22 protein-coding genes are annotated in these 20222 nt (G+C 46.6%); 8 read left to right on the top strand and 14 right to left on the bottom strand.

The annotated features are described in order from the left end of the window. Nucleotides 1-63: 63 nt before the first annotated feature. Complete coding sequence (gene mobI / locus P3L56_RS22150; RefSeq protein WP_042847206.1) at nt 64-495, bottom strand: conjugative transfer protein MobI(A/C); 432 nt, start codon at nt 493-495, stop codon at nt 64-66. Nucleotides 496-1508: 1013 nt separating this feature from the next. On the opposite strand from mobI, the gene P3L56_RS22145 reads away from it, so the two are divergent. From P3L56_RS22145 to P3L56_RS22115, 7 genes are all read left to right on the top strand, one after another. Then, the gene (locus P3L56_RS22145; protein ID WP_042847207.1) at nt 1509-2534 is read left to right on the top strand and encodes a ParM/StbA family protein; all 1026 of its coding nucleotides are present in this window, start codon (nt 1509-1511) and stop codon (nt 2532-2534) included. A 16-nt stretch (nt 2535-2550) separates the two neighbouring features. Then, entirely contained in the window at nt 2551-3081 is a 531-nt protein-coding gene (locus tag P3L56_RS22140) for a hypothetical protein (protein WP_042847210.1), read from the top strand. A 29-nt stretch (nt 3082-3110) separates the two neighbouring features. Next, a complete protein-coding gene (locus P3L56_RS22135) occupies nt 3111-3674 on the top strand; it encodes a transglycosylase SLT domain-containing protein (RefSeq protein ID WP_042847212.1) in 564 nt (187 codons plus the stop codon). Next, entirely contained in the window at nt 3667-4200 is a 534-nt protein-coding gene (locus P3L56_RS22130; protein ID WP_042847215.1) for a hypothetical protein, read from the top strand. The genes P3L56_RS22135 and P3L56_RS22130 overlap by 8 nt, the downstream gene beginning before the upstream one ends. Then, entirely contained in the window at nt 4197-4712 is a 516-nt protein-coding gene (locus P3L56_RS22125) for a FlhC family transcriptional regulator (protein WP_042847218.1), read from the top strand. Before P3L56_RS22130 ends, P3L56_RS22125 begins: the two co-directional genes overlap by 4 nt. Beyond that, entirely contained in the window at nt 4712-5131 is a 420-nt protein-coding gene (locus P3L56_RS22120; RefSeq protein ID WP_042847219.1) for a hypothetical protein, read from the top strand. The genes P3L56_RS22125 and P3L56_RS22120 overlap by 1 nt, the downstream gene beginning before the upstream one ends. Before the next feature lie 144 nt (nt 5132-5275). Further along, nucleotides 5276-6022, top strand: a complete 747-nt coding sequence (locus P3L56_RS22115) for a hypothetical protein (protein WP_042847220.1) — start codon at nt 5276-5278, stop codon at nt 6020-6022. A 52-nt stretch (nt 6023-6074) separates the two neighbouring features. On the opposite strand, the gene traN is transcribed toward P3L56_RS22115, so the two are convergent. From traN to P3L56_RS22090, 5 genes are all read right to left on the bottom strand, one after another. Further along, complete coding sequence (traN, locus tag P3L56_RS22110; RefSeq protein ID WP_200129301.1) at nt 6075-8789, bottom strand: conjugal transfer mating pair stabilization protein TraN; 2715 nt, start codon at nt 8787-8789, stop codon at nt 6075-6077. 421 nt (nt 8790-9210) lie between these two features. Continuing rightward, nucleotides 9211-12369: a conjugal transfer protein TraG N-terminal domain-containing protein gene (locus tag P3L56_RS22105; protein ID WP_052219375.1), complete on the bottom strand. Its 3159-nt coding sequence runs from the start codon at nt 12367-12369 to the stop codon at nt 9211-9213. A 14-nt stretch (nt 12370-12383) separates the two neighbouring features. Beyond that, nucleotides 12384-13820: a conjugal transfer protein TraH gene (locus P3L56_RS22100; protein ID WP_042847221.1), complete on the bottom strand. Its 1437-nt coding sequence runs from the start codon at nt 13818-13820 to the stop codon at nt 12384-12386. Between the two features lie 21 nt (nt 13821-13841). Then, the gene (traF, locus tag P3L56_RS22095) at nt 13842-14903 is read right to left on the bottom strand and encodes a conjugal transfer protein TraF (protein WP_042847222.1); all 1062 of its coding nucleotides are present in this window, start codon (nt 14901-14903) and stop codon (nt 13842-13844) included. Then, a complete protein-coding gene (locus P3L56_RS22090; RefSeq protein ID WP_166268095.1) occupies nt 14881-15219 on the bottom strand; it encodes a hypothetical protein in 339 nt (112 codons plus the stop codon). Before P3L56_RS22090 ends, traF begins: the two co-directional genes overlap by 23 nt. A gap of 36 nt (nt 15220-15255) precedes the next feature. On the opposite strand from P3L56_RS22090, the gene P3L56_RS22085 reads away from it, so the two are divergent. Beyond that, nucleotides 15256-15657, top strand: a complete 402-nt coding sequence (locus P3L56_RS22085; protein WP_042847223.1) for a hypothetical protein — start codon at nt 15256-15258, stop codon at nt 15655-15657. Between the two features lie 51 nt (nt 15658-15708). On the opposite strand, the gene P3L56_RS22080 is transcribed toward P3L56_RS22085, so the two are convergent. The 8 genes from P3L56_RS22080 to P3L56_RS22045 all read right to left on the bottom strand — a co-directional run bounded on the left by P3L56_RS22080 (nt 15709) and on the right by P3L56_RS22045 (nt 20208). Further along, on the bottom strand, nt 15709-15921 hold the full coding sequence (locus P3L56_RS22080) for a hypothetical protein (protein ID WP_042847224.1): 213 nt from the start codon (nt 15919-15921) through the stop codon (nt 15709-15711). A gap of 42 nt (nt 15922-15963) precedes the next feature. Next, nucleotides 15964-16473, bottom strand: a complete 510-nt coding sequence (locus tag P3L56_RS22075; RefSeq protein ID WP_042847225.1) for a hypothetical protein — start codon at nt 16471-16473, stop codon at nt 15964-15966. Nucleotides 16474-16510: 37 nt separating this feature from the next. Next, the gene (locus tag P3L56_RS22070; protein WP_042847226.1) at nt 16511-16900 is read right to left on the bottom strand and encodes a hypothetical protein; all 390 of its coding nucleotides are present in this window, start codon (nt 16898-16900) and stop codon (nt 16511-16513) included. A 35-nt stretch (nt 16901-16935) separates the two neighbouring features. Further along, nucleotides 16936-17196 (bottom strand): hypothetical protein, encoded by a 261-nt coding sequence (locus P3L56_RS22065; protein ID WP_042847227.1) that lies wholly within the window; start codon nt 17194-17196, stop codon nt 16936-16938. Nucleotides 17197-17239: 43 nt separating this feature from the next. Further along, complete coding sequence (locus P3L56_RS22060; protein ID WP_042847228.1) at nt 17240-17467, bottom strand: hypothetical protein; 228 nt, start codon at nt 17465-17467, stop codon at nt 17240-17242. 3 nt (nt 17468-17470) lie between these two features. Then, nucleotides 17471-17785, bottom strand: a complete 315-nt coding sequence (locus P3L56_RS22055) for a hypothetical protein (RefSeq protein WP_042847229.1) — start codon at nt 17783-17785, stop codon at nt 17471-17473. A gap of 60 nt (nt 17786-17845) precedes the next feature. Beyond that, nucleotides 17846-18331 (bottom strand): hypothetical protein, encoded by a 486-nt coding sequence (locus tag P3L56_RS22050; RefSeq protein WP_042847230.1) that lies wholly within the window; start codon nt 18329-18331, stop codon nt 17846-17848. Nucleotides 18332-18429: 98 nt separating this feature from the next. Next, nucleotides 18430-20208 (bottom strand): VWA domain-containing protein, encoded by a 1779-nt coding sequence (locus tag P3L56_RS22045; RefSeq protein ID WP_252501076.1) that lies wholly within the window; start codon nt 20206-20208, stop codon nt 18430-18432. Between the last annotated feature and the right edge of the window lie 14 nt (nt 20209-20222).

Raw genomic sequence — 20222 nt, 5'->3', positions numbered from 1 at the left:
ACATTCCTCTTGAGTTGATTTTAACCATACCGGTCGTTTTGTTTACGCAGCTATAACCCCACGCTAAAGCTGCTTCCTACTCTCTGTTATCCGCCGGGATAACAGCTGGCGAATTGCCCGGTTCTTTTTCATCTCAGAACGGATCAAACTCAGCTGCGGTTCGTAAGTAACAATGAGCGTCAATTCACGGGGTGTAGCATCCGTGAAAACTTTCGCTGGATAGCTTTCCCCTTTGTTCACTTTCAAATACTTCGGAACCACCCTTGCAATTTCCCCTCCCGCCTTTCGCAATGGAGTCATCCTCGCCCAGCGGATCCGAACGGATGGACCCTGCTTAACAACGTTGAATGAGTAATGCGCTTTTTCACCACCGGCCGTTGCCAGCTTCCAAAAATCTTCTCTCAGCGTCGTTGCTTCGGCAGTCAAAACATCAGCCGATCTGTCCAAGGCTTTGACGCTTTCCTCCAGATGCTTGATGTAGCTTTCCACATCCATAGAGTTACCCTCACTTTAAAAATTCAAAAAGACCAAAAAAACGGAACCCCTATTATTACCCCACATGAGATCTCTTCCGGCTAAAGCAAAAACACCCTAAATAGGTTCAAAAACTCAGCCCCCCCAAAAAAAGCGGTAATATTATTACGCCGCCTTAGTGATCTCATGGACTGTTTCTCTTCTTTTGCACTCTCATGGCGAAAAGAAAGGCATCAGAGTTGTTGGGTGAACACATGAAAATACCTTTTTGAGCAAGACTGCGATTTTGGGGGGCAAAGAGGCTAAATCACTGCCTTTTAACTAACCCCGTATATAATATGGCAGCAGAGTGATCTTGTGGCATTTCCCTTGATTAACACTCTTATGGCGAAAAGAAAGGCATAAGAGTTCAATAGTCGTTACGTAATCCAGTCACCAGGCACACTAAGCACTAAAACAGCACATCAACTCAAGGTTTTTCGTCCCCGAAACGAGGCGCTTTTCCGGCTTGCGATCGAAATCGTCCCATCAAAATCTATCCTGGTAACAGCCGAAACATCGTGGAAAAGAGATGAAGATTAGCAGGTGTTGCCACTCAAAATAATTTGGTTCAATCGGTGAGTTTCTGACCTGTATTTGGGTTAGTTAATTTCGTCAGCGGTTATCCCCATGATAAAACGAGAGGGGTAATCCGTACCAAAAACAAGAATTATTTTTAAGTCGATAGCCCTGATTTACGGCCATATCTAGCCGTAAATCAGGGATAAAAAAGGCCATGAATGAAGGCTAAATCTGGCCTTAAAAATTGGCTAAATATAGCCGTAAATCATGTCCTTTTTCGTCCTCGTTTTGTCGATGAAAAAGGATGTTTTGTGATTTTCGAATGGCTATGATGTGCTCCGATTGTCTCGGGGCGAACGAATTTTTCGGGGTGATATCTCGACTGTCTCACTTTGTTAGCAGCATGAAGTGGCAAGGATGGGGGGGACGGAAGGGTATCACAAGCTGTAATTGTGTTAATAAAAGGTTAACAAATGAGTAAGAAAAACGCGATCGTATGTGGTGTGGACATTGGTTATAGCAACGTCAAAATTGCGACTGGCGATGCTTTTGCTTCTGTACCAGACGTCTCAATCTTCCCAGCGTATGCCACCACGGAAGAAGAAGAGGATGTAAATCTGGTGAAGCGCAATCGTGACCACGAAGTCACCGTCTACCCGAACGGAAACATGTGGCGAGCATTTACTGATCGTCCAGATGGGCGTGAACTACATGACAGTTATCACACCACGGAAATGTACTTGGCGCTGTACTTTGGCTCGTTGGCAAAAATTGCCGAGAAGGTCGGTAGCACCATTGACCTGTTGGTAACTGGTTTGCCTGTAAGGCTCGCCAGTGATGATAACGAGCGCTCCAAGTTGGTCGCCAGGTTGACAGGTACATTCACGATTAATCCGTCCACAAAAGTGACGGTCAAGCAAGTGATGGTAATCCCGCAAGGTGTTGGTGTTATCAACGATGTCGCGAACCGCGAAGGCTTTATCAGTGAAGATGAACTGTCAGAATCTAATATTCTGGTCATCGACCCTGGTTTTTTCTCGATGGACTATGTGGCCTTCAGTAATGGTAGCCGCGTGATGGGCTCCAGCGGCTCTTCACTGAAAGCCACCAGCACGATCATTGAAGGAATTGTTCGCACTCTCAATGAAGAAAACCCGCATGAGCGGCGTGATGATCTTCCTGAAATGGTCGAAATTGCGTTACGCAAAGATGCGGCTTCGTTCTTCAATGGTGCCCGCCACATTGAAGTAAAACCGCTGCTAAGCAAAGTTATTCCGCAAATCGCTGGTGGCGTAGTAAAAGAATTGCGCAAAAATGTCCGTGCGTTAGGGGCTATTCACATCATTGTGACCGCTGGTGGTGGAGCTCCTTATTATGAGCAGGCCGTGCGCGAAGCGTTCCAGAATGCCCGTATTGTAACGAGCCCAAATCCGGTCGCAAGCAACGCAATTGGCTTCTGGAACTACGGCGTTGACACCGTCATCTACGGTGACGAATAACGGATAAGGATACGTAATGCAGTTACGGGTGACGATTAATGACATTCTTTGTCCCGAGCTCGCTGCGTACCTTGAGTCCTGTCCACCAGGCAAAAGAAGTAGCGCACTGGTTGCCCTGGCGAACAGGGCTTATCTTGAAGGGTTAGGGCGTGAGGCAACGCCCAACATCTACAAGAAAGGAAAGGTAAGCGAGAAGCCGCGCTCACAAAAATTGGCAAAAGGAGGAAAAACAGGGCAGAATATTTCGTCGCCGGTGGGGACCGGTCTACAATCGTCTTATTCTGAAAACCAACCTGAGTTAGCAAAGCAGCAAGTAGCTCAGCCGTTGGCATCAAAAGCAGTAGAAGCAGTATCCGTTATACCAGGAAGCAATATTGAGTCTTCGGAGCCGCGTGGGGCGGTGTTGATGAAGAGCGAGGCAGGAAGCGAAAATACATTGTCGGTATCAGTAGATACTCAATCTACTGAGAGGGATACCGATGTTAACGCTGAAAAATCGATCCATACAGAGACCGCGTTGCCGCGTAAGCGGTTCCGCTTAGGCTAAGCCACTCTGTTGGGTTAGGGGTAAACAAAATGGGTAAATTACTGTTAAGCGCCAGTGTGGCAGCAGTAATCCTCTCATCTCAAATACTCCCGGCACAAGCTGGGGTGGTTGATTTGAAAGGAACGGCATGGGAAAAACATGCCAAGAATGAATGCGGTCTGGACCCGCATCTCTTATACGCCGTTGCTTTGTGGGAAAGCAAACAGCGTGCCGGTGGCGGCGGTTATGTCGCCCCAAGCCCTTGGGCACTGAATAATGCAGTTTACGGTGCCTACTATCCAAAAAACTACGAAGATGCGAAGCGCGCGCTTAAGCGCTACATAGCCGCATCTAAAGTAACCGATATCGGTATCGCCCAGGTCAACTATCGCTGGAACGGGAAGTATGTCAGCAAGCCAGAGGATCTTCTGGATGTAGACACTAACATTCGGGTTGGCGCGAAAGTGTTATGTAACGCTATCAAAAACTCCCCAGATGACATCGTTTTAGCAATAGGTAGTTATCACACTCCGAACCCGGAACTGCGTGACAAAGCGCGTTGGTACGGTACGAATGTGCTCAGAATCTGGAAGAGGCTGATTGAAAATGGTTAATGAAAACATATCGCTATTGAGCTGCGCTGCTTCACTGGAAACACGCGCGCAATCTTTTTTCCGCAGTCCGTTTGTTCTGTCTGAAGATGATCGCTTAGTGTTAAAAGACAAAGACCTTCTAGCGCAGCTGACAAAATCTGTTAAATCATACAACGTACCTGTTTTTATAGTTGACTACATGCCTGGACGCAAACTTACAGAAGTGGATAACTTCGTCCGGCATGACTCCTATATTCTTCGGCTTGCACTTCTCGTGTACAGCATCAGGGTGAAAATTCTCAACGGCACGCTGGCCGAGTCATTTTACTGGTTGGGCTCCGATGAAGCGTTGAATTTCATTGAGCGGCTTGACGATAGTCAAACCATTGACGCCATCATCAAGGGCGAACTGTATATCAAACCGGTTCGTTCGCTGCGGGAGCTCGCTTCTGGGGAGTGGAGCTCTGTTTTTGGCAGTGATAACCCGCACATGACTTTGCCAGCTTATTTGCAATTACGTTTTGAACATTGGAGCACAGATCTATGAAAGCCGCACTCGTAAAAGATGAAGACATTTTTGCTTTGGCACAGCGGATGGTCAAACTGGGCTTCCGTCGTCGTATCATTACCACGTCGCTTAATGCAAGTGACCGACTCATTGACCATTTGAAAAAACAGTTCGGTCAGGAAGAAGTGGCAATCGGACGCTTGAAACTGTCGGAAACCTTCTTGGCTTCGCAGCCAAAAAAGATGGAGGCAACCAACTTTATGAGCATCTATCTACGTCGCGCGAAGGACCCTAGCAATCAGGATGACATCAGTGAAGTGGTCGATTCGTTTGAAGTGTATCGCGAGTTAAATATGCGATTCAGACCGACTATTGCGGCGGATGTTATGCTTCATCCGAACGAAGCCTGGACACTGGCGCGTGACTTCCGTTCTGATGAGATCCGAATGGTGAAATGCGTACATTGTAAAATGTCCTTTATCACTCCCTTTGATGGTGATCGTTCGAATAAAAAGCATAAGTGCCCGTTCTGCGAAGATAAGGCTCATTAATGCAAACGCGAACTTTGATTGGAATATTCACAGCGTTAGCTTTGCAGGGATGCACTTTTCATACGTTGCCTGGCAGCCAGTTGGTTGCTCCCGGTTATATGCGCGTGAATCTGTGCCAAAAGCTGGACTCGCCCGAGCTTTGCAAGTCGAAGTTTGGCGAGTTCAAGAAACGGCTGATCGTGAAAGACATTTCCTCCACGGCGGGGTATATCATTCCAGATTCTGTTGGTTGGGGATGGGTGGTAAACAAAGTGAATGCACCTTTTGTTTTCTACGACCCGGAACTGAAGACAGAAATCCCCCCTCTGGAAGGGGAATTTATTCCGGGAAATTTCGAACCAGCCCTTAAAGTACCTTGCACGAAAGATGCGACATGCAGCCACCAGCAAGTGCTAACCGCTTGGAAAGATTCAATTTAAATCAAATTCACAGTGTTAGATCCCTTATTTAAACAATAGGGGATTTTTTTTAGCCAGATTTCTTCGTCAGCTGTCATGGCGGGGTTACTATGCTCTCAACACGAAAAACTACTTACCTGCAACTCTACGAATAAGGTACCGAACATGAAAAAGATTCTGACCGCTTCTTTGATTACTCTGGCAATGGCAATGACGGGCTGTGCTTCTAAACCTGTTCCGATGCCGGTGGATACCAATCCGTCGGAGGCTTTACAGTTTGCCCGTGCAATGGAGATGCGCCAAATTACAGATGCAGGTGATAATTATGTCATCTATAACAAGCTGGTTGACGGCGGGCGTATTCTCCCACTTGAGAATCCAGTAAGAGCAGGAGAGGTTGCCAAAACTCAACGGTCAGGTGCCGGTACGGCAGATGTTGTTGGTGGGTTGGCTATTAAAGATCCATTCATTGCTTTAACAGGTTTTTTAACCGCGAAAAGACCTCAGCCTTATACTGATGGGGTTGTTTTATTCGGTTCCTGGGCAGGGGGAGACCGGGAAGTAGATCAGTCTCAAATGTTTGAAGCCTTTAAAACCTTCGCCCCTAAAATGGCAGGTTTTAATGAATATGAACTATGCGGGCAGGACAAGAGCTGGAGTTGGTTCTCGTTAAGTAAAGCTAAAGAAACCGGGCACCTACCAAAACCGCCTGTTTTAGTCAGCCCTGAAGAGTATCGCTCTGGGTACGCATCGGCCTGTTTCTTCTATCTTGCGGCGAAAAAAGAAAACATGCCATTGATGAAGGAACTATCTGTGGCCCTTGGTGCAAAACGAGCTCTGTTTGTGCCAGCCTCCCAAGAGCATGCTCCGTATGTGTTTTACAACGGTAAGGTTCTTGAATTCAAAAACTAATATTACAGACGAAAGTAGAAACCCCGCCAAAACTGAGCGGGGTTTTTTATGATTAACGCACTTGTATTGAAGCGCCTGCTTTATCCTTCAGGTCATTTATATCAACGCTATCAACGCCATCCTTGAAACGGTCGAGGCTGTTTTTACGTTTACCGTCAACGTTGAGAATGCTGCCTGAACCGGTAATGCTGTCGAGATTGACTGATTCGGGCGTTGGCAGTAAATCGGCTGAGTAAAGTGAACCAATCCATTCCGACAGATCGACTTTTTGGAAGTCAATTCGACCAAACTCTTCCAACGTTAAGCCACGGCAATCCGGATTCTTGTTATCACCCCAACCAATGCCCAACTGGGCGCGCCCTTGTTCTTGGAAAATTCGCCCAATCTGTGAGTTGAACGTGCAGTAACTTGACCGTTTTTCAATGCACTGCCCTAACACTTTGGATTGGCACCAGCTATCGATGAAGGTCGCAAGTTTGGTTTCTTTTTTCACAGCAAGCTTAAATTCATCTGCTGTACAAGCCCAGATGATGTTTACCAAGATGTTTGCAACCTGATATGCCATGTAGGCATAACCGACAACGGAAATAGCGGAAGTAAGGGTGGAAGACAGCTCTACAGAACTGGCTAATGCGCCGTCGGACCCGACCGCAGCAACCGATTCTGACCCAGCAGCTGTGCCCCCGGCCTGGAATAACGCATTTGTTACGCTCGAACCAAAGGTGTCCAAAGTCCATTGAGCAACTTGTTTAGTTAAAGTGCCCACCGCCTGATCCATCATTTCTCCGATACCGAGATCTGCAATTTTATCTGCAACCGCTGACCCTGCATTACCAGTTAAGCTATCCAGTGCAGACATTGCAGGTTTAGTGATTGCATCAATAGCACTGTTAGCCAATTCAGAACCCATGTCGAACATGCCTTTACCTTGCTCGAACATGCCCGCTTTAACGGCCAGCGCATCTGAAACTTTCAGGGTGTAGTAGGTTAGCTGAAGATACTCAATCCAGCTGACATCAACAGGCTGGTTGCAGCAATCGACCCAGCCACCCAGTGCTGATTTACAAGTAGCAGCTTCACCTTTGAATAAGGAGCAAGTGCGATTGACGTTGATAGTTTCATCACCGCAGGTCATTTCGTTAACCGCGTAAGTCGCCGCTTGAAGCATTGCGACTGCCGTTTGGAAGTCTCCACTAGGTTCCGATTCTGGCGTTAAACAGGTACCGTTGATGCACTGCACCGCTCCAGCACACTGGTAAGTCTCGGTTTGTGTAGTGCTTGGCACTGTAACATCTTGACCGCAGTCCCAGGTCTCAGAAGCTTGCCAACAACCGCTTTGCCCACCAGCTGCGCCTGTGATGCAGGAAGACTTAATAAATTTGCAGGCATTGTTATTATCAAAGTCTTTGCATGAGTTATTCACTCCGGCATCAGTACCACAGTTAGATACAACGGTTGCACTACGGCAGAATGGGGAAAGCCCGCCGATCGGTGGTGTTTTAAGATCCTTTTCGCACACAGTAACCCCATTGATATAAGCGCAGCCATTCGCGTCAGGTGTGACTGTTTCATTGCAGGTGACCGAATAGTTTTGGCAATAACCCTGATTGACTGCATCCAGAAAAGTATTGAACCCTTCTTGGTTGTCGGCAATCCATTCATCTTTGCTAACGGCCTTAGATGGGTCGTAGCGAACTTCCAATTTCGCATAGCCTTCACCATTGCCATAAACTGAAACGCGTGTTTTGAAAATCAGTTCATCGCCGTCTTGTACTTCCTGGAAGTTCTGAGTCACGTCAGCCTGTGGATCAACACGCCAACTGGTATCCAACTCGCAAGGCCCTTCGGTTTCTGGTGGGAATAACTCACCTTTGCTGTAGTTCCAAGGTCGGTATTTCCCATCAGTACCTGCATCCTTCATTCCTGCAACAGGGCCCGCAAATACTTTTTTCTCACCAAGGTAGATCTGCATATAATCATCCCAGGTTGCGTAAGTCAGTTTTGCACTGGAAATGGCTTGCGGGTTGTAAACGCGAACACCTGTATATTCTTCATATATTTTACAACGACCATCCCAGTAGTTATCGCCGACTCTACCCACCCAAAGAGTTACGCAGGCTTCACCGCAACCTTCAATGTTGGCAGAACCGGAGCTATGGCTCAGGAAGCCTGCCACGTAAGGGTGGGTTAAACGATAGGTGCCACTGACGCTGGTGGTGCGAGTGCACTCTTTATAATCAGGAATGTGTTGCTTAACACCGTCCGTATTCAGTTCGGAGGTCATTGAGCAGTCATCCAGATCCTGCATGTATTTATCCTGGTTCGCCAAGAAATCTTTGTGTTTGTCAAAGATAGAATCCGTGGCTTTCAGTTTTGCAGTCGTTTTCGTTGAGCCTGAAACGGCGCGATAGGCTTCGCCTCGCAATGACGATTCAGAGGCAAGTGCAGAACCAGTATCAAAGCCTAACTTTTGGGTTTCACCATCATTACCATACACGGATTTCAGCTGATCCAGGGAGGTGGATGACGCCTCGCCAGGATACACGTTATTTAAGTTAACGGCCTCACCATCCCCATACTGAACAGTGCCGTTACTATTTGCAGAAAGACCGGGTAGAGACTTATAGAATTCAACCGCTGACTGAGCATTTGCTGCCGAGTTTGCCGAGTAAGCGTAGGGGGCATACATCGCTACACCCAAGTGGCTCATCGTGAACAACGTGCAGACCGTTTTTGAAAACCAATTTTTCCTAAAAAGGGTTATCATTCGTAATCACCTTGTAGATTGCAGGCATTGATGGCTAGGCGTATCACAGAAAATTTCGTCACCTGAAAGAACTGTGAGAGAATCAATGCATAGAGACGCCATTGAGCAAGCATAAATCAATGACGTATACGGGCAACAAAGAAGGGCAGCAAAACGAGGTGCTTTTCTTTTACTGATATTTGGGAGTAAAACATGAGTACATTTGGCGCACACGGCGTAGCCTATCTACCCCCCATTGTGGTTCACAGAGTTCCAATAAGCACGAAAAAGTCACCACCCAAACCACCGGGGATCCAAAGAGACATTGCGCTTTGCATGTTTTGGCTGGTACTCAGCGTTCCCGCTGCTTATATGCTCTATATCGGTTGAGTTTTTTAGGCCAAAAAAAAGCCTCCGACTGGAGGCTTTTGTATGTTAAGGGTTATTTCTTCTCGTTATCAGACATCAGCGCCTCGACAGATTCTTTTACGACATGAGCATCAGTACGATGCATGTTGCTCTTCGTGGATTCTACCTTGCCAATAATCGCCATTGCTAGCTGCTGATCGCCGCCTTCAAGCCTACCGTTCACATATTCACCGCCGGTTGCGAGGGTGACAGCGTGGAAGGCCTGAATACGAGCGTGTTCCATTTGCTCTGGCGTATTGTCTTTGTCTTTGACGGTACCGTACAAGTGTGAGATGGCATTTTTAGCGTATTCGCCTCTTTCACCTCCAACACCAGTTACTTGAGAAGCCATTTCCTGTCCCTGACCGTAACCTTCCTGATAAGAGAACCCCCCCGGCTTAATGCCGTTTGAAACCTTGTCTAAGGCGCTTTGAACCTTAGGCATCGCATCCCCCGTCATTCCATAATTTGATTTGTTCACCAGTTCATATCGTGCAGCATTGCCTCTCATAGTGTTGAGTTCTTGGGTTGAACGGGATTCATGATTCTCAACCTGTCCTTTATTATCGAAATGCTGATCAATAACGTGCCCCTGGGCTGTGCCTGGTGCTGATTGGGCATAATTACCAGCTATGCCTGCTGCTGCCTGACCCTGGGTAGAACTTGAACCATTATTAACACCACCAGCAATACTATCGATATGCGCTTCGGCTTGCTCTGCGTTAGCTGCGATCCCTTGGTTTGCCCTGGCAGCATCAGCGCTGACCTCTGGTTGTTGCGAACCTCCACTAACGAAACCTGACAGTTTAGCTACTTCGCCAGCTTGACCTATTGAAGCCGCTGCGCTGAACTGAGCGAATGTATGCGCATCTTCCTGTGTCATCCCTAGTGAAGAGAGGCGTGCTGTATCTTCGTTGATCCGCTGAGATAAGTCTTCGCGACCAGCCAATACCTGAGTTAGTGCGGCTTGAGCTTCGTTGCTACCTCCAATGGATTGCGCAATCTGTGCTGAGTTCATGTTTTGGCCCAGAGAGCTACTCATCGAATACTGTTGTGCTTCAGAATAGGATTTTTGAGCCGACTCCTGTTTTTTATAAGCTTCACCGTATTGTTGGGTTGCCGCAGTGCTTTGTCCTGCTGCCTGCATGCTGCTGTAATAAGCCATTGAAGACTGTGACCTGATTTGACTGAGTTGCGAGCTTAGCGCGTCACTGTTTGAAGCGTTATCACTGCTTGAGTAGCTCGCGTCCGCCGTGTGAGTTTTACCTTTTGAAGCTGACTCATTACGCTGTAAGGATGCCGACCCAGAAACTGAGGCACCAGACCCTCCAATTTTCAAACCAGCAGATGCCTCAGCGCTACCTTGAACAGAGCCCATATTCAAAGCTGTCAATGCTTCAGCTTCGGAAGTCCCGTTACGCGAAGCGACATCTTGAACAAACGAACGCTGGGAAGAGGTTAGAGAACCCAAAGCAGCTTGCATGGCATCCTGGCTTTGTTGAGACTGGGTTCCATTTCGCATGTTGGAAGCAACCTCTTGGAACATTTTCCCTTCTGATGCAGAGCGTTCAACCGAGGCTGACTCGACGTTCTGTTTAGCGCTGGCGAGGTTAGTAGAAGCAGATTGCTTCATATCAAATTTAGGCAATGCGGAAGATGCACCACCCATGACAGACCCACTGGAGCGATCGAAGTTCACATCAGCGCTTCGGTTGTTCATGGCTGGCGCGTTCGATACATCAGGAGCCATCTGCTTGGTATCAGCTGCGTGAGGCGCAGCGGCGGAGTTTGCCAGTGAGTTAAAGGCGACCGAACTACCCCATACGATAAAGCCACCCAATGCAGGGATCATCGCATATAAATTCCCAGCAAGGCCGATGCTTTTTTGAGTTTCAAATAGCATCAGATATAGCTTATCGAATGAAATCGGATCTATACCATTGAAAATGGCAGACAAGTTAGTTTGAGTGTGAACAAGCACGTACATGTTTACAACTGCTGCCAGTGGCATCCAAGTCTGAGTCCAGATAATGACCAGAAAATATTTCATAACCAAGCGAACACCCATAATGCCCAGACCGAATAAAAAGGCCATGAATGGCGTAAGAGCATAGATTAGCCCTTGGAAAATTGGCATAAACGCCGCCATCCAAGACAGGAAAGACGCGCCGGAGGATGCCCACTGGAAGGCTTGTTGGGTTTGCGTTTGAGTTCGGGTGATAGCAGCGGCACCTCGGAAGGAGGCTTCATATCCATACTTAGGCACATCACGAAGGTAGGGGTACATGATCATCGTCATTTGGAAATCACGCATCGTTGTACCGCTTAGGTTGTAAAAATTCATGATCTCCTGAACTTTTCTGCTCGTATTACAGACGTCACCATCGCCCTGACAAGTCCGGCCCAAAGCGGCATAAGAACGCTGGTAGGCTTTACGGAACATGTCAGAAGAGGATGCATGTTGCATGATCAATTTATCAAAAGCATCTGCACAAGAATATTGTGAAGATACACCTTTCATATCTTCCATTCCTGGAGCCCAGCCCACCATATTGCCATCATAAAGCACGACGTGCTGGAAGCGGTCATCAGATCTCAGCCCTTGCACGCCTTGAGTGCCTCTATAAAGAGTTGAGTAGGTTTTCGCCCCCCGAATAACATCTTTAGTCACGCAGGTTTTCATATAACTTTCCACGCTTCTGGCGAAATCTACACGCGGTTTTTCGTTGGCTAAAAACCAGCGCATTGGGTTTTTTAATGTGTCATAAAGAGACGTCATTGCCACCAATGGATCCAATGCACCATACTCAGTCATTGAAGGAGTGGAGAATGCTTGCTCCATTTTTTCTGTAATTGAATACCCGACAGTGGATATGATGGAGGCCGATGCTGCAAGGCCTGCCGGAACGTTATCAACTGCACGGAAACGTCCGCTAGTAACATCTTCGATGTTGACACGAGCCGAAACCTGGAAGAACACCATATACATGACAATACAGACGGCCATGTTTTGGAAGGAGACGGTTTTACCTGCTGAAATAGCCGATGAAATAACAATCCCGATCACCCCTAACAATGCAGCAATGCGAAATAGATCTGAGAACATCCCACTATTCATTAGCATTGCAACTGCGTTGAAAACATTATGCATAAATTCAATGTCACCAACGGTATATACGTTCCACTGAGTCATTTACTCATATCCTCTTAGAGTGCGCCGTCTACCGACCCTTCACCTTGATATTCAGTTAAAGGCAGGGATTGCATGTAGGACTGGAAGGTTTCCTGGATCTTCTCTTCACCGCCGTATCTGGCCGCTAATGTGCTATAGGAAATTGCCAAATTACGTCGCGCATCTTCTATCAACTTATACATCTCTTCGTAGTAAGCTGAAGCAGAATCATCGTTAGACTGCGCCATACGGGCCCCTGTTGCTGCGGCCGTTAGTAGATCACTGAGGTATTGATTCGCAGCCGAGTAGGATAGGACAGGTGAGATGGCTCGAATATACGAATGACTGGCGTTCAGGTCATGCCTTGCCAAAATGATAGCTTTATTACCAGCGCCACCAACGTTGTAATACCCAGCCTGTTCATGCCGCTCTCTAGATACTTCACCACCCGATTTTGCCGAAACCAGATACCCATCATCAATGAAGAATTTATTAATGGTGTTAGCAACGCCATTCAAGCCAATTTGCTGTTGCACTGGGTTTTCGCACGTTTCGGTTTGGTTTACGCAACTCCACATATGGAAGGCGGGGTCACCATGAATAATAGAATCCAACACGGAGCTAGTTGCCAGAGGGCCAAGTCGAACAACGCTTTTTTTAATGGATCCGTCTTTGTCTGTACTGATATCTTTTCCAACAATAATCGTACCAGTGAGAGACATAACCAATTCTTTCTGTTGTTGCTCAGAGCCTTCGAATTGAGATGAGAACTGTCCATTTTGCAGCAAGCACCACATGAGGTTGCCATAGTCGCCACAAGGCTTACGTTTCCCTGTATCACCTTTGACTTTCTCTGGGGCTTCACCACCACCTGAGTTACCCCACATTGCCTTGAACTGGTCAACAACACCATCAGACGAGAGTTGGGATGACACGGACATTTTGGCATTTTCACCAAATGCGGAAGCTGTATCTACCAGTAATCCTTTTGCTAATTGGCAGGAGTTAACGGTCAGATCGTTCATTTGCTGAACAACAGCCTGCATTTTTGAAATGGCATTATCCAGAACTGCATCCATTGCGTTAAGTGCCAGCTGAAAAGCCAGACCAGCCGCGTTAGCGGCGATGTTACGTAGCATCTGAACAAACTGCTCGGCATTGATAAATGAGAAAGACCCACCAAAAAGGTCGATCCCTCCACAGCCGCCCGACGCGGCAGGAAGATCGATTGTGACTGGCGTAAGAGTTCTTAGTTTATTTCGGAGAACAAAGCCCCCACCAGTGTACCCATCACGAGTAATGCTGTGATAATCTCCCGCGCCAGTTACATTGGACATTGAACCGAACATACTATCGAGCTGGGTACTGATATCCGCAGCATTGGAAGAAGACGTGAACACACCCGACAGAGCAATCGATATTGCTAAGATAGTGCGTTTGAGCCCTTTAGATTTTTGATGTTGTAAAACCATTTTTTGTTACTCCCGCTACTGTTATTTCGCCTTTGTAGATGCTGCGTAACCAGATTTCTTCTGAATGTATTTGATAAAGTCGTCCGAGTTCTCCAGGTACTCTTCCGGCATATCTTTCAGGATGCTCGAATCGATATACCCATTGTCGTTATATGGAAGCGTGCTTTTGTACTGCTCGTTGGTGATGAGCCCCGAGTCATGTGCAATCATGATTGTGCGGGATATCAACTGATCGGCACTGAGAGGCCCGAATGAAAGAATCCGCGTTGCCTCTGGAGGAATAGCCAGTGCGAGCGCAGGAGTGTTGGTGATCTGCAATTTTGCTGCTTGACCAGTATCTGCACGCCAGTTCTCCATGATGTTTCCAGGCATTGGTTTACCATCAATCGAAATTGGAATAACTTTCATACCGGTCATGTAAGTGAACGTATTCATGATCGCCGCTTGTTTCACACAGATTGAGCAATCTTCGCCACGGAAGAAAAAGAAAACCCCAGCGCGTGTGGCAATGTCTTTTATAACAAGCCGTGAGTTTTTTTCAGCCTCCGCAGACTGGTCCATAGCGCCGAAGGTAGACGTAGAGCGACGACTGCTTTCATCAATCAATGGATCTGTAGATGTCACTAAGCGCGCCATATCAGTAAACCGGCTCGCCTTGTCCAACATAATGCGCTGCGCAAGGTAATAGGCCCGGACGTTTTCCTGGGTTGGCTCGTCAATTGCGCGGTCACGTAATTTCTGTACGTTTTCACGGTACCAGGCCACGGTAAAGGCTTCAGGCCCCTCTTCAGGAGTAACCGCAACGGAAGGTTCAGGGACAGGCATTTGCTTGTCCTGCTCTTCGGTTTTGTCCGCTTTAGCAACAGTAGTCTCAGGTTCGATTTCTTTCGGCGGTTCAGGAGGCATTTTTTTCCAGAACCAGCCTTCTTCTTTTCCATCCAGAAACGAGGTACCTCCAGCGGTAACCTGCCCGTTGGAAGCCTTTGGTTTATTATCTTTGCCACCCTCTGCTACCGCATGAGCAGAGAGCACCCCAAATACCAGGGTAGCGATGACTGTTTTATTGAAACTTTGGAATTTCATCTTCATTACCTTTGGTAAGAATTGCCGCTATCCTGTCAGTCCAAAAAAAGGAGTTTTTCCCCTTAAAAACCCTGGCTTTTTCAAGCTGTTGGCACAGTTGATAGTGTCTATATCTTTGTTGCCCGATCTTCTTAATGATGCTTTCGGGTTTTATACCAATTTCCTTACAGGCCTCATCGAGGGTCATGCGTCCGCCGTACTTACGTTCAAGTTCACGCTGCAAGCTGAGACGGTTAGAGTCAGTGCAGAGTATGGCTGGCAGCTTAAAAACAGGCATGAGCATCGAACGGCTGTGAGCACATACGAGAAGTTTCATCAAATCCCTCATCTGATGAATCAATGAGCGGTCATTTTGTCATACACAGGCAAGGAAAACGGCAAAAAAGGCCAGCAAAATGAGGCCAAAAACCGGTGTTCTCAAAGGGTTGAAGGAATCGCATGTGCTTGCGTTTTGTTTACCATCCTTCCGTTGTCTGTGAATGCAGCTCCGGTTATGGCTGGTAAAAAAAAGCAAAAAAAAACCCTGTCCGAAGACAGGGTTTTGGGTGGTTACCCTAGGCTGGAATTACGATTTGCTCTTGTTGCGAGTAAACGCGATCGGCATCGAGACAATCAAAAGAACTTTGATGACAAAGTCCTCTGTCACCTTGATGCCAAAGTGACTACCGAAAACAATCACCATGACAGCAATTGCAACAGTAAAAACAAGAGAGAAGAAGCGAAGGGTATTAAGTTTCATTTTAGGGCTCACTGAGGGAAGTTAAGCACAACGAGGATGTTGTGCGGAGGGGAAGTTAAATCGAAGTTATAGAGAGTGACGCAGTTTCATAATTTTACCGTAGACATCCTGAAGGATGAGCACGATGAAATAAGCGGCCAATGCAACACAACCGGCAGCAATGACAGACATGACAACAATAACAACTACCATAGTCATGACATCAAAGCTGAAAAATACCGTTGCAGCTACAATGATTACCGCAGGAATCAGCGGCAGGAATTTAAATATGTTTTTCATACATCACCAGTGAAAGAGAGTTTGTGGACAGCAAAAAAGCAATTAGTGAAACAGGTGTGCTTTTAAACCGATGGTGTAACGAGAGTAGATACCACCAAAGAGAGAATCTTTGAAAACATCCGGTTCTTCATTATCAGACAAAACAGCCTCAGCCATCTCCACGATACTCACCAACATCTGCGCGCAGAATGAGTTTTTCTTAAACAAATCCCGGTACAAACTGGTATGAATCACCCCATTCAAGTCCATCGCCAAGTTAATCAATAATGCTTGATTAACAGACAGCGAAGGGCAGTCAGGGTCATTGAACGATTCCGTACCAACACCAATTCGGTTCATTGCAAGCAATGTCCGAACCTCGCCTTCCAAATCAGCAAAGCGATGATTGATGTCAATATAGGTTTCTTCATTAATCACCACACCGAGATCATCGCGTAAATCAGAACCGCGCGAGTAATCTTCTTCATCAACGGGCACAATTTCCAAAAGGATGTTGCGAACAGCGATAGGGAAAGTTGTGGTGTAGCTATTGTCAGAGGTAACGTAACGCATGAGAAATACTCCTGTAGATAAAAATGAAGGGTAAGGATTACCAAACACATTGTTCTTTCATGAACTCGGGCTCATGTGCCACGAAACGAACAGCCTCAGCCATCGTTGAGTCGAAGAACCTGGAACACAAACTCCGGCCAAGCATGACTATCTCTTTTTTGAGAAGGTCAAGGCTAGGGTCGGAGAAACGGCCACATGCACAACAATACGCAAAACGAGTCGCCAGCTTTAATACCTGGGATTCGTTCTGATTAATACCAAACGCAGTATTGGCAATGCCAAGTCCACGATCGTTAAGCAATTTCACAGTTAACATATCGGAATGAATTAACGCCAAGTCAGCTTGCTCCTGAACATCAGAAGTGGGCCAAAGGCGCATCTTTTCAGATACGAATCCGTAAATGCTCAATTCGACAGAATGAGACATACGTACCTCTTTAATAGATTTATGAATTTAGAAAATTAAAAGATACCGGGCTTGCAACGAGCCAATGCGGCCAGAATGCGTTCGCGAGCAGGGGAGGGGCTAACAGTTGCCTGAATGCCTTCCATCCAATCCTCAACCGGTATGCGGGTGAATTTGTCGTCTGTATTGCGGATACGAAATGCAATCACTGCCCAACGTGATAAAGCATATTTAATACAAGCTTCATCACCCGGAACGACAACGCCACGCAGTTTCGCGGAAGCGTTATTGTATTCAATCAATGCACAAGCACTCATACAGTTCACCAAAACGAAAGGCCCGCTACGGGGCCTTTGCTTTTCAGAAGTTAATATTATCGTTTACTGTGACAGGAATAGGATCCTGATGTGCAGCAATATCGATGAAGTTAAAACGTTTAATGTTGGTGGCGCGAAGCACTTTGCCAGTAGAGAGCACAAAGGTCTCAACATCAGCATGGCGACTATCAGGCCAGGACTGAGAAATTGAGGTTTCGCGGATTAAATATGACCGTTTATTTGATGTGAAAGACACATAAGGTATCAGCATTGCTTAACCCTCTGAGCCCATCAGACCGTAGCCGTATGTCGTTAACGTATGCACTAAACACAGTGCATCAACGGTCATGTACGGCCACCAATTACCTGTCTCATCACGGAAGAAGTGTATTTCTAGTGAATCCGGGGCCATTGGGTGGTACGTATTGATCACGAAAGACTCTTCAAAAACGGGTAGGTTTTCAAACAAACTAACACTACGCTTTGGTGAATTGCCATGCACGTAACCAATGAGGTCATCAATCATTTCAACGGTAAAGCCGCTTTGTGGTTCAACGACAGAAGTATCAAAATTAATATATTTAGCCATGATGAATATCTCCAAGAGAAAGTAAAACGCTGACAAATGCCAGCGTTATTCTTTAAGCGGTTATGCACACTTCCGAGCAGCTTCGTTCGGGTAGTAGTGATAGAACGCCTTCTTGTATTTTTCGAAACCGCGACGCTGTGATTCAACGAAGTCCATATTTGATGGCGCATCGTAGTGGTTCGACTGAATTAAACGATCTTGTTCAGCCAGGTCATGCTTCCAGCGATGCAGAACACTCATACGAGTCTCTTCTGGGTCCAGTTTGGCGAAGAAGCAGCAGCTAGTGAAAGAGCACAGATCCGACTGATTTTTATCAGAGAAGATCCAGAGAATTTCATCAACACGCTGTTCAACGTTGCTTCTGGGGGCCGTCATGATGTACAGAGAGTCACGAATAATTTCGTAAGCCATCTGTTGCGAATAACGCAATTCATAACGATCATCTTTGGCAGCGCAAATTGCTTCATAAGTCCGGTCGTCAGCTTCAAACAGTTCGTTGAAGGACAGCTGATTTTCATGAGCAAATGCATTTTTGGACATAGTCATTTTGATCACCTTTAATAGATTTAAAATAAATTTAGGAATTAAAAACCCGGCCTCATGCAAAGCAGGAGGCTAAGGATTTGTTTAGGAAGGTTTTAAAATTAACGAGTTAAAGCTTTGCGGGAGACTTCGAGAAGCTTTCCGCGAAGGGCAGAGACAGAACCTACAGCAACACCAGTATCATCGAATAGAGAAGTCATAATGTTTGAATTAGCACCGCCGAAGCCAATACCAATAACAATCACACCTTCTTTTTTCGCGTCATTAACCATCTGAATAACAGGCCCGGAGTTATCGGGCTTACCATCAGTGACCACGACCATGACATGGCGATCAGCGCGCGCATTTAGCAAGTCACTGAACGCAGGCCATAAAGCTTGTTCCAGTGGCGTACAACCATTTGCGCTAATACCAAATTGCTTAGCGTTAACCGCAGCCCGGAAGCTTTGTTCACGCGCTTTTAGCAAGCCAACGTTATTTGCGGTGGCATGTGGGAAATGATAGGCCGAAGTCGAAACACCTTTGATGCCGTCCAACGCAAAGAGCAAGGAGACAACAGCGGCTTCAGCTTCAACCATGTCAGAACCCAATGAACTGCTTGAATCAAGCAGAACAGTAAAGGCAGAGTTGAACTCAACAGCTTTAGATTTGTGTCGGAATAACTTGGTTTCTCCTAAAAGAGCCGAAGTCAGCCGACGCGTATCCATAACACGACCCGTTTCTTTGTGTGTACGACGAGTTTGTTGCATACCTTGTAGTAGCCCGTGCATTGACTGACGAAGGCCAGACGCAGCCTGAACACCTCGGAGAACCGAAGCTTCTCTGGTTGCGTGACGCTTAGCCGGAGCAATACCGAACGGGGTAGCAGCAGGTGTGCGTTCACTTGGAGAAACGTTGTCTTTAATACAGTCATTCAAGCGTTCACCAGCACCTTTAATAACCTCGTTGAGATTATCATCAGTGACATTGGCAAAAGGGTCTGAATGGTCTGATTTAGACGGTGTTGAGCTGGTAGAAACGCTGGTGGAAACATCACTGCCAGAAGCAGGGCTGTCACCATTTTCAGGTTCATTACCAGGCTGAGCGGAAGTACCTTGAGACGATTGACCGTCAGAAGAGCCATCGCCAGCATCTACATTAGAGTCAGCACTATCATTATCTTCGCCAGGCTGTGAGTTATCACTGCTTGGTTCGGATTGTGAATCGTCACCGGTCTCAGGAGGCAGATCATGTTGGTCTTGTTGATTATCGTTAAAAGAATCTACTGCAAGATCGTAAAGACGACAGGAAATATCCAGACAGTCGGCAATGGAAGGCGCGTTAATCGCCAAACCGAGAATGTCCATCGCTGTATCAAACATGTTTTGTCCGAATAAGCGAATGAAGTCTGATTGGGCTTGATCAACAGGAATGTTAAGTGCGTGATACCGTTTGAAACCACACAAGAGTAAACCGTTGATAAATGCTACAGCAGGATCATCAGTTGGTTTCGTGTCCTCATTAAAAACAAAGTGATTTAACGCTTTGAGAAATGAAGGCACTCCGGGAAAGCGACGACCTATCGCACGTTCAATACGAAGATCTTCGGTTATGTTTACCAACTTACCAAGAACACTTGGGTTGTAGCCTTGTTTGGCACGAGCAGGAATGTCTTCTTTCAGAATCGGAAATTCTGTGTATTTGACATGCGCAGCTTCGTGAACCAAATAACCCAGAAGGACGTCAGACAATTTTTCAGCATCCTTATAGAAAGGAATGTTGATAGTGAATGAAGAACCTTGCTGAGAAGCACAAGCCGTAGAACCACCAACAGTTACATTCACTCCGAGCTGATCGCTCAGGGCGCGTGCAACGACGGGCAGAGAGTTATAAATACCCATACTTACCTCACAAT

Origin of the sequence: Providencia sp. PROV024 (assembly GCF_032709665.1) — a bacterium.
In the GTDB taxonomy this organism is placed as follows: domain Bacteria; phylum Pseudomonadota; class Gammaproteobacteria; order Enterobacterales; family Enterobacteriaceae; genus Providencia; species Providencia huashanensis.
This window is presented reverse-complemented; position numbering and strand designations above follow the sequence as displayed.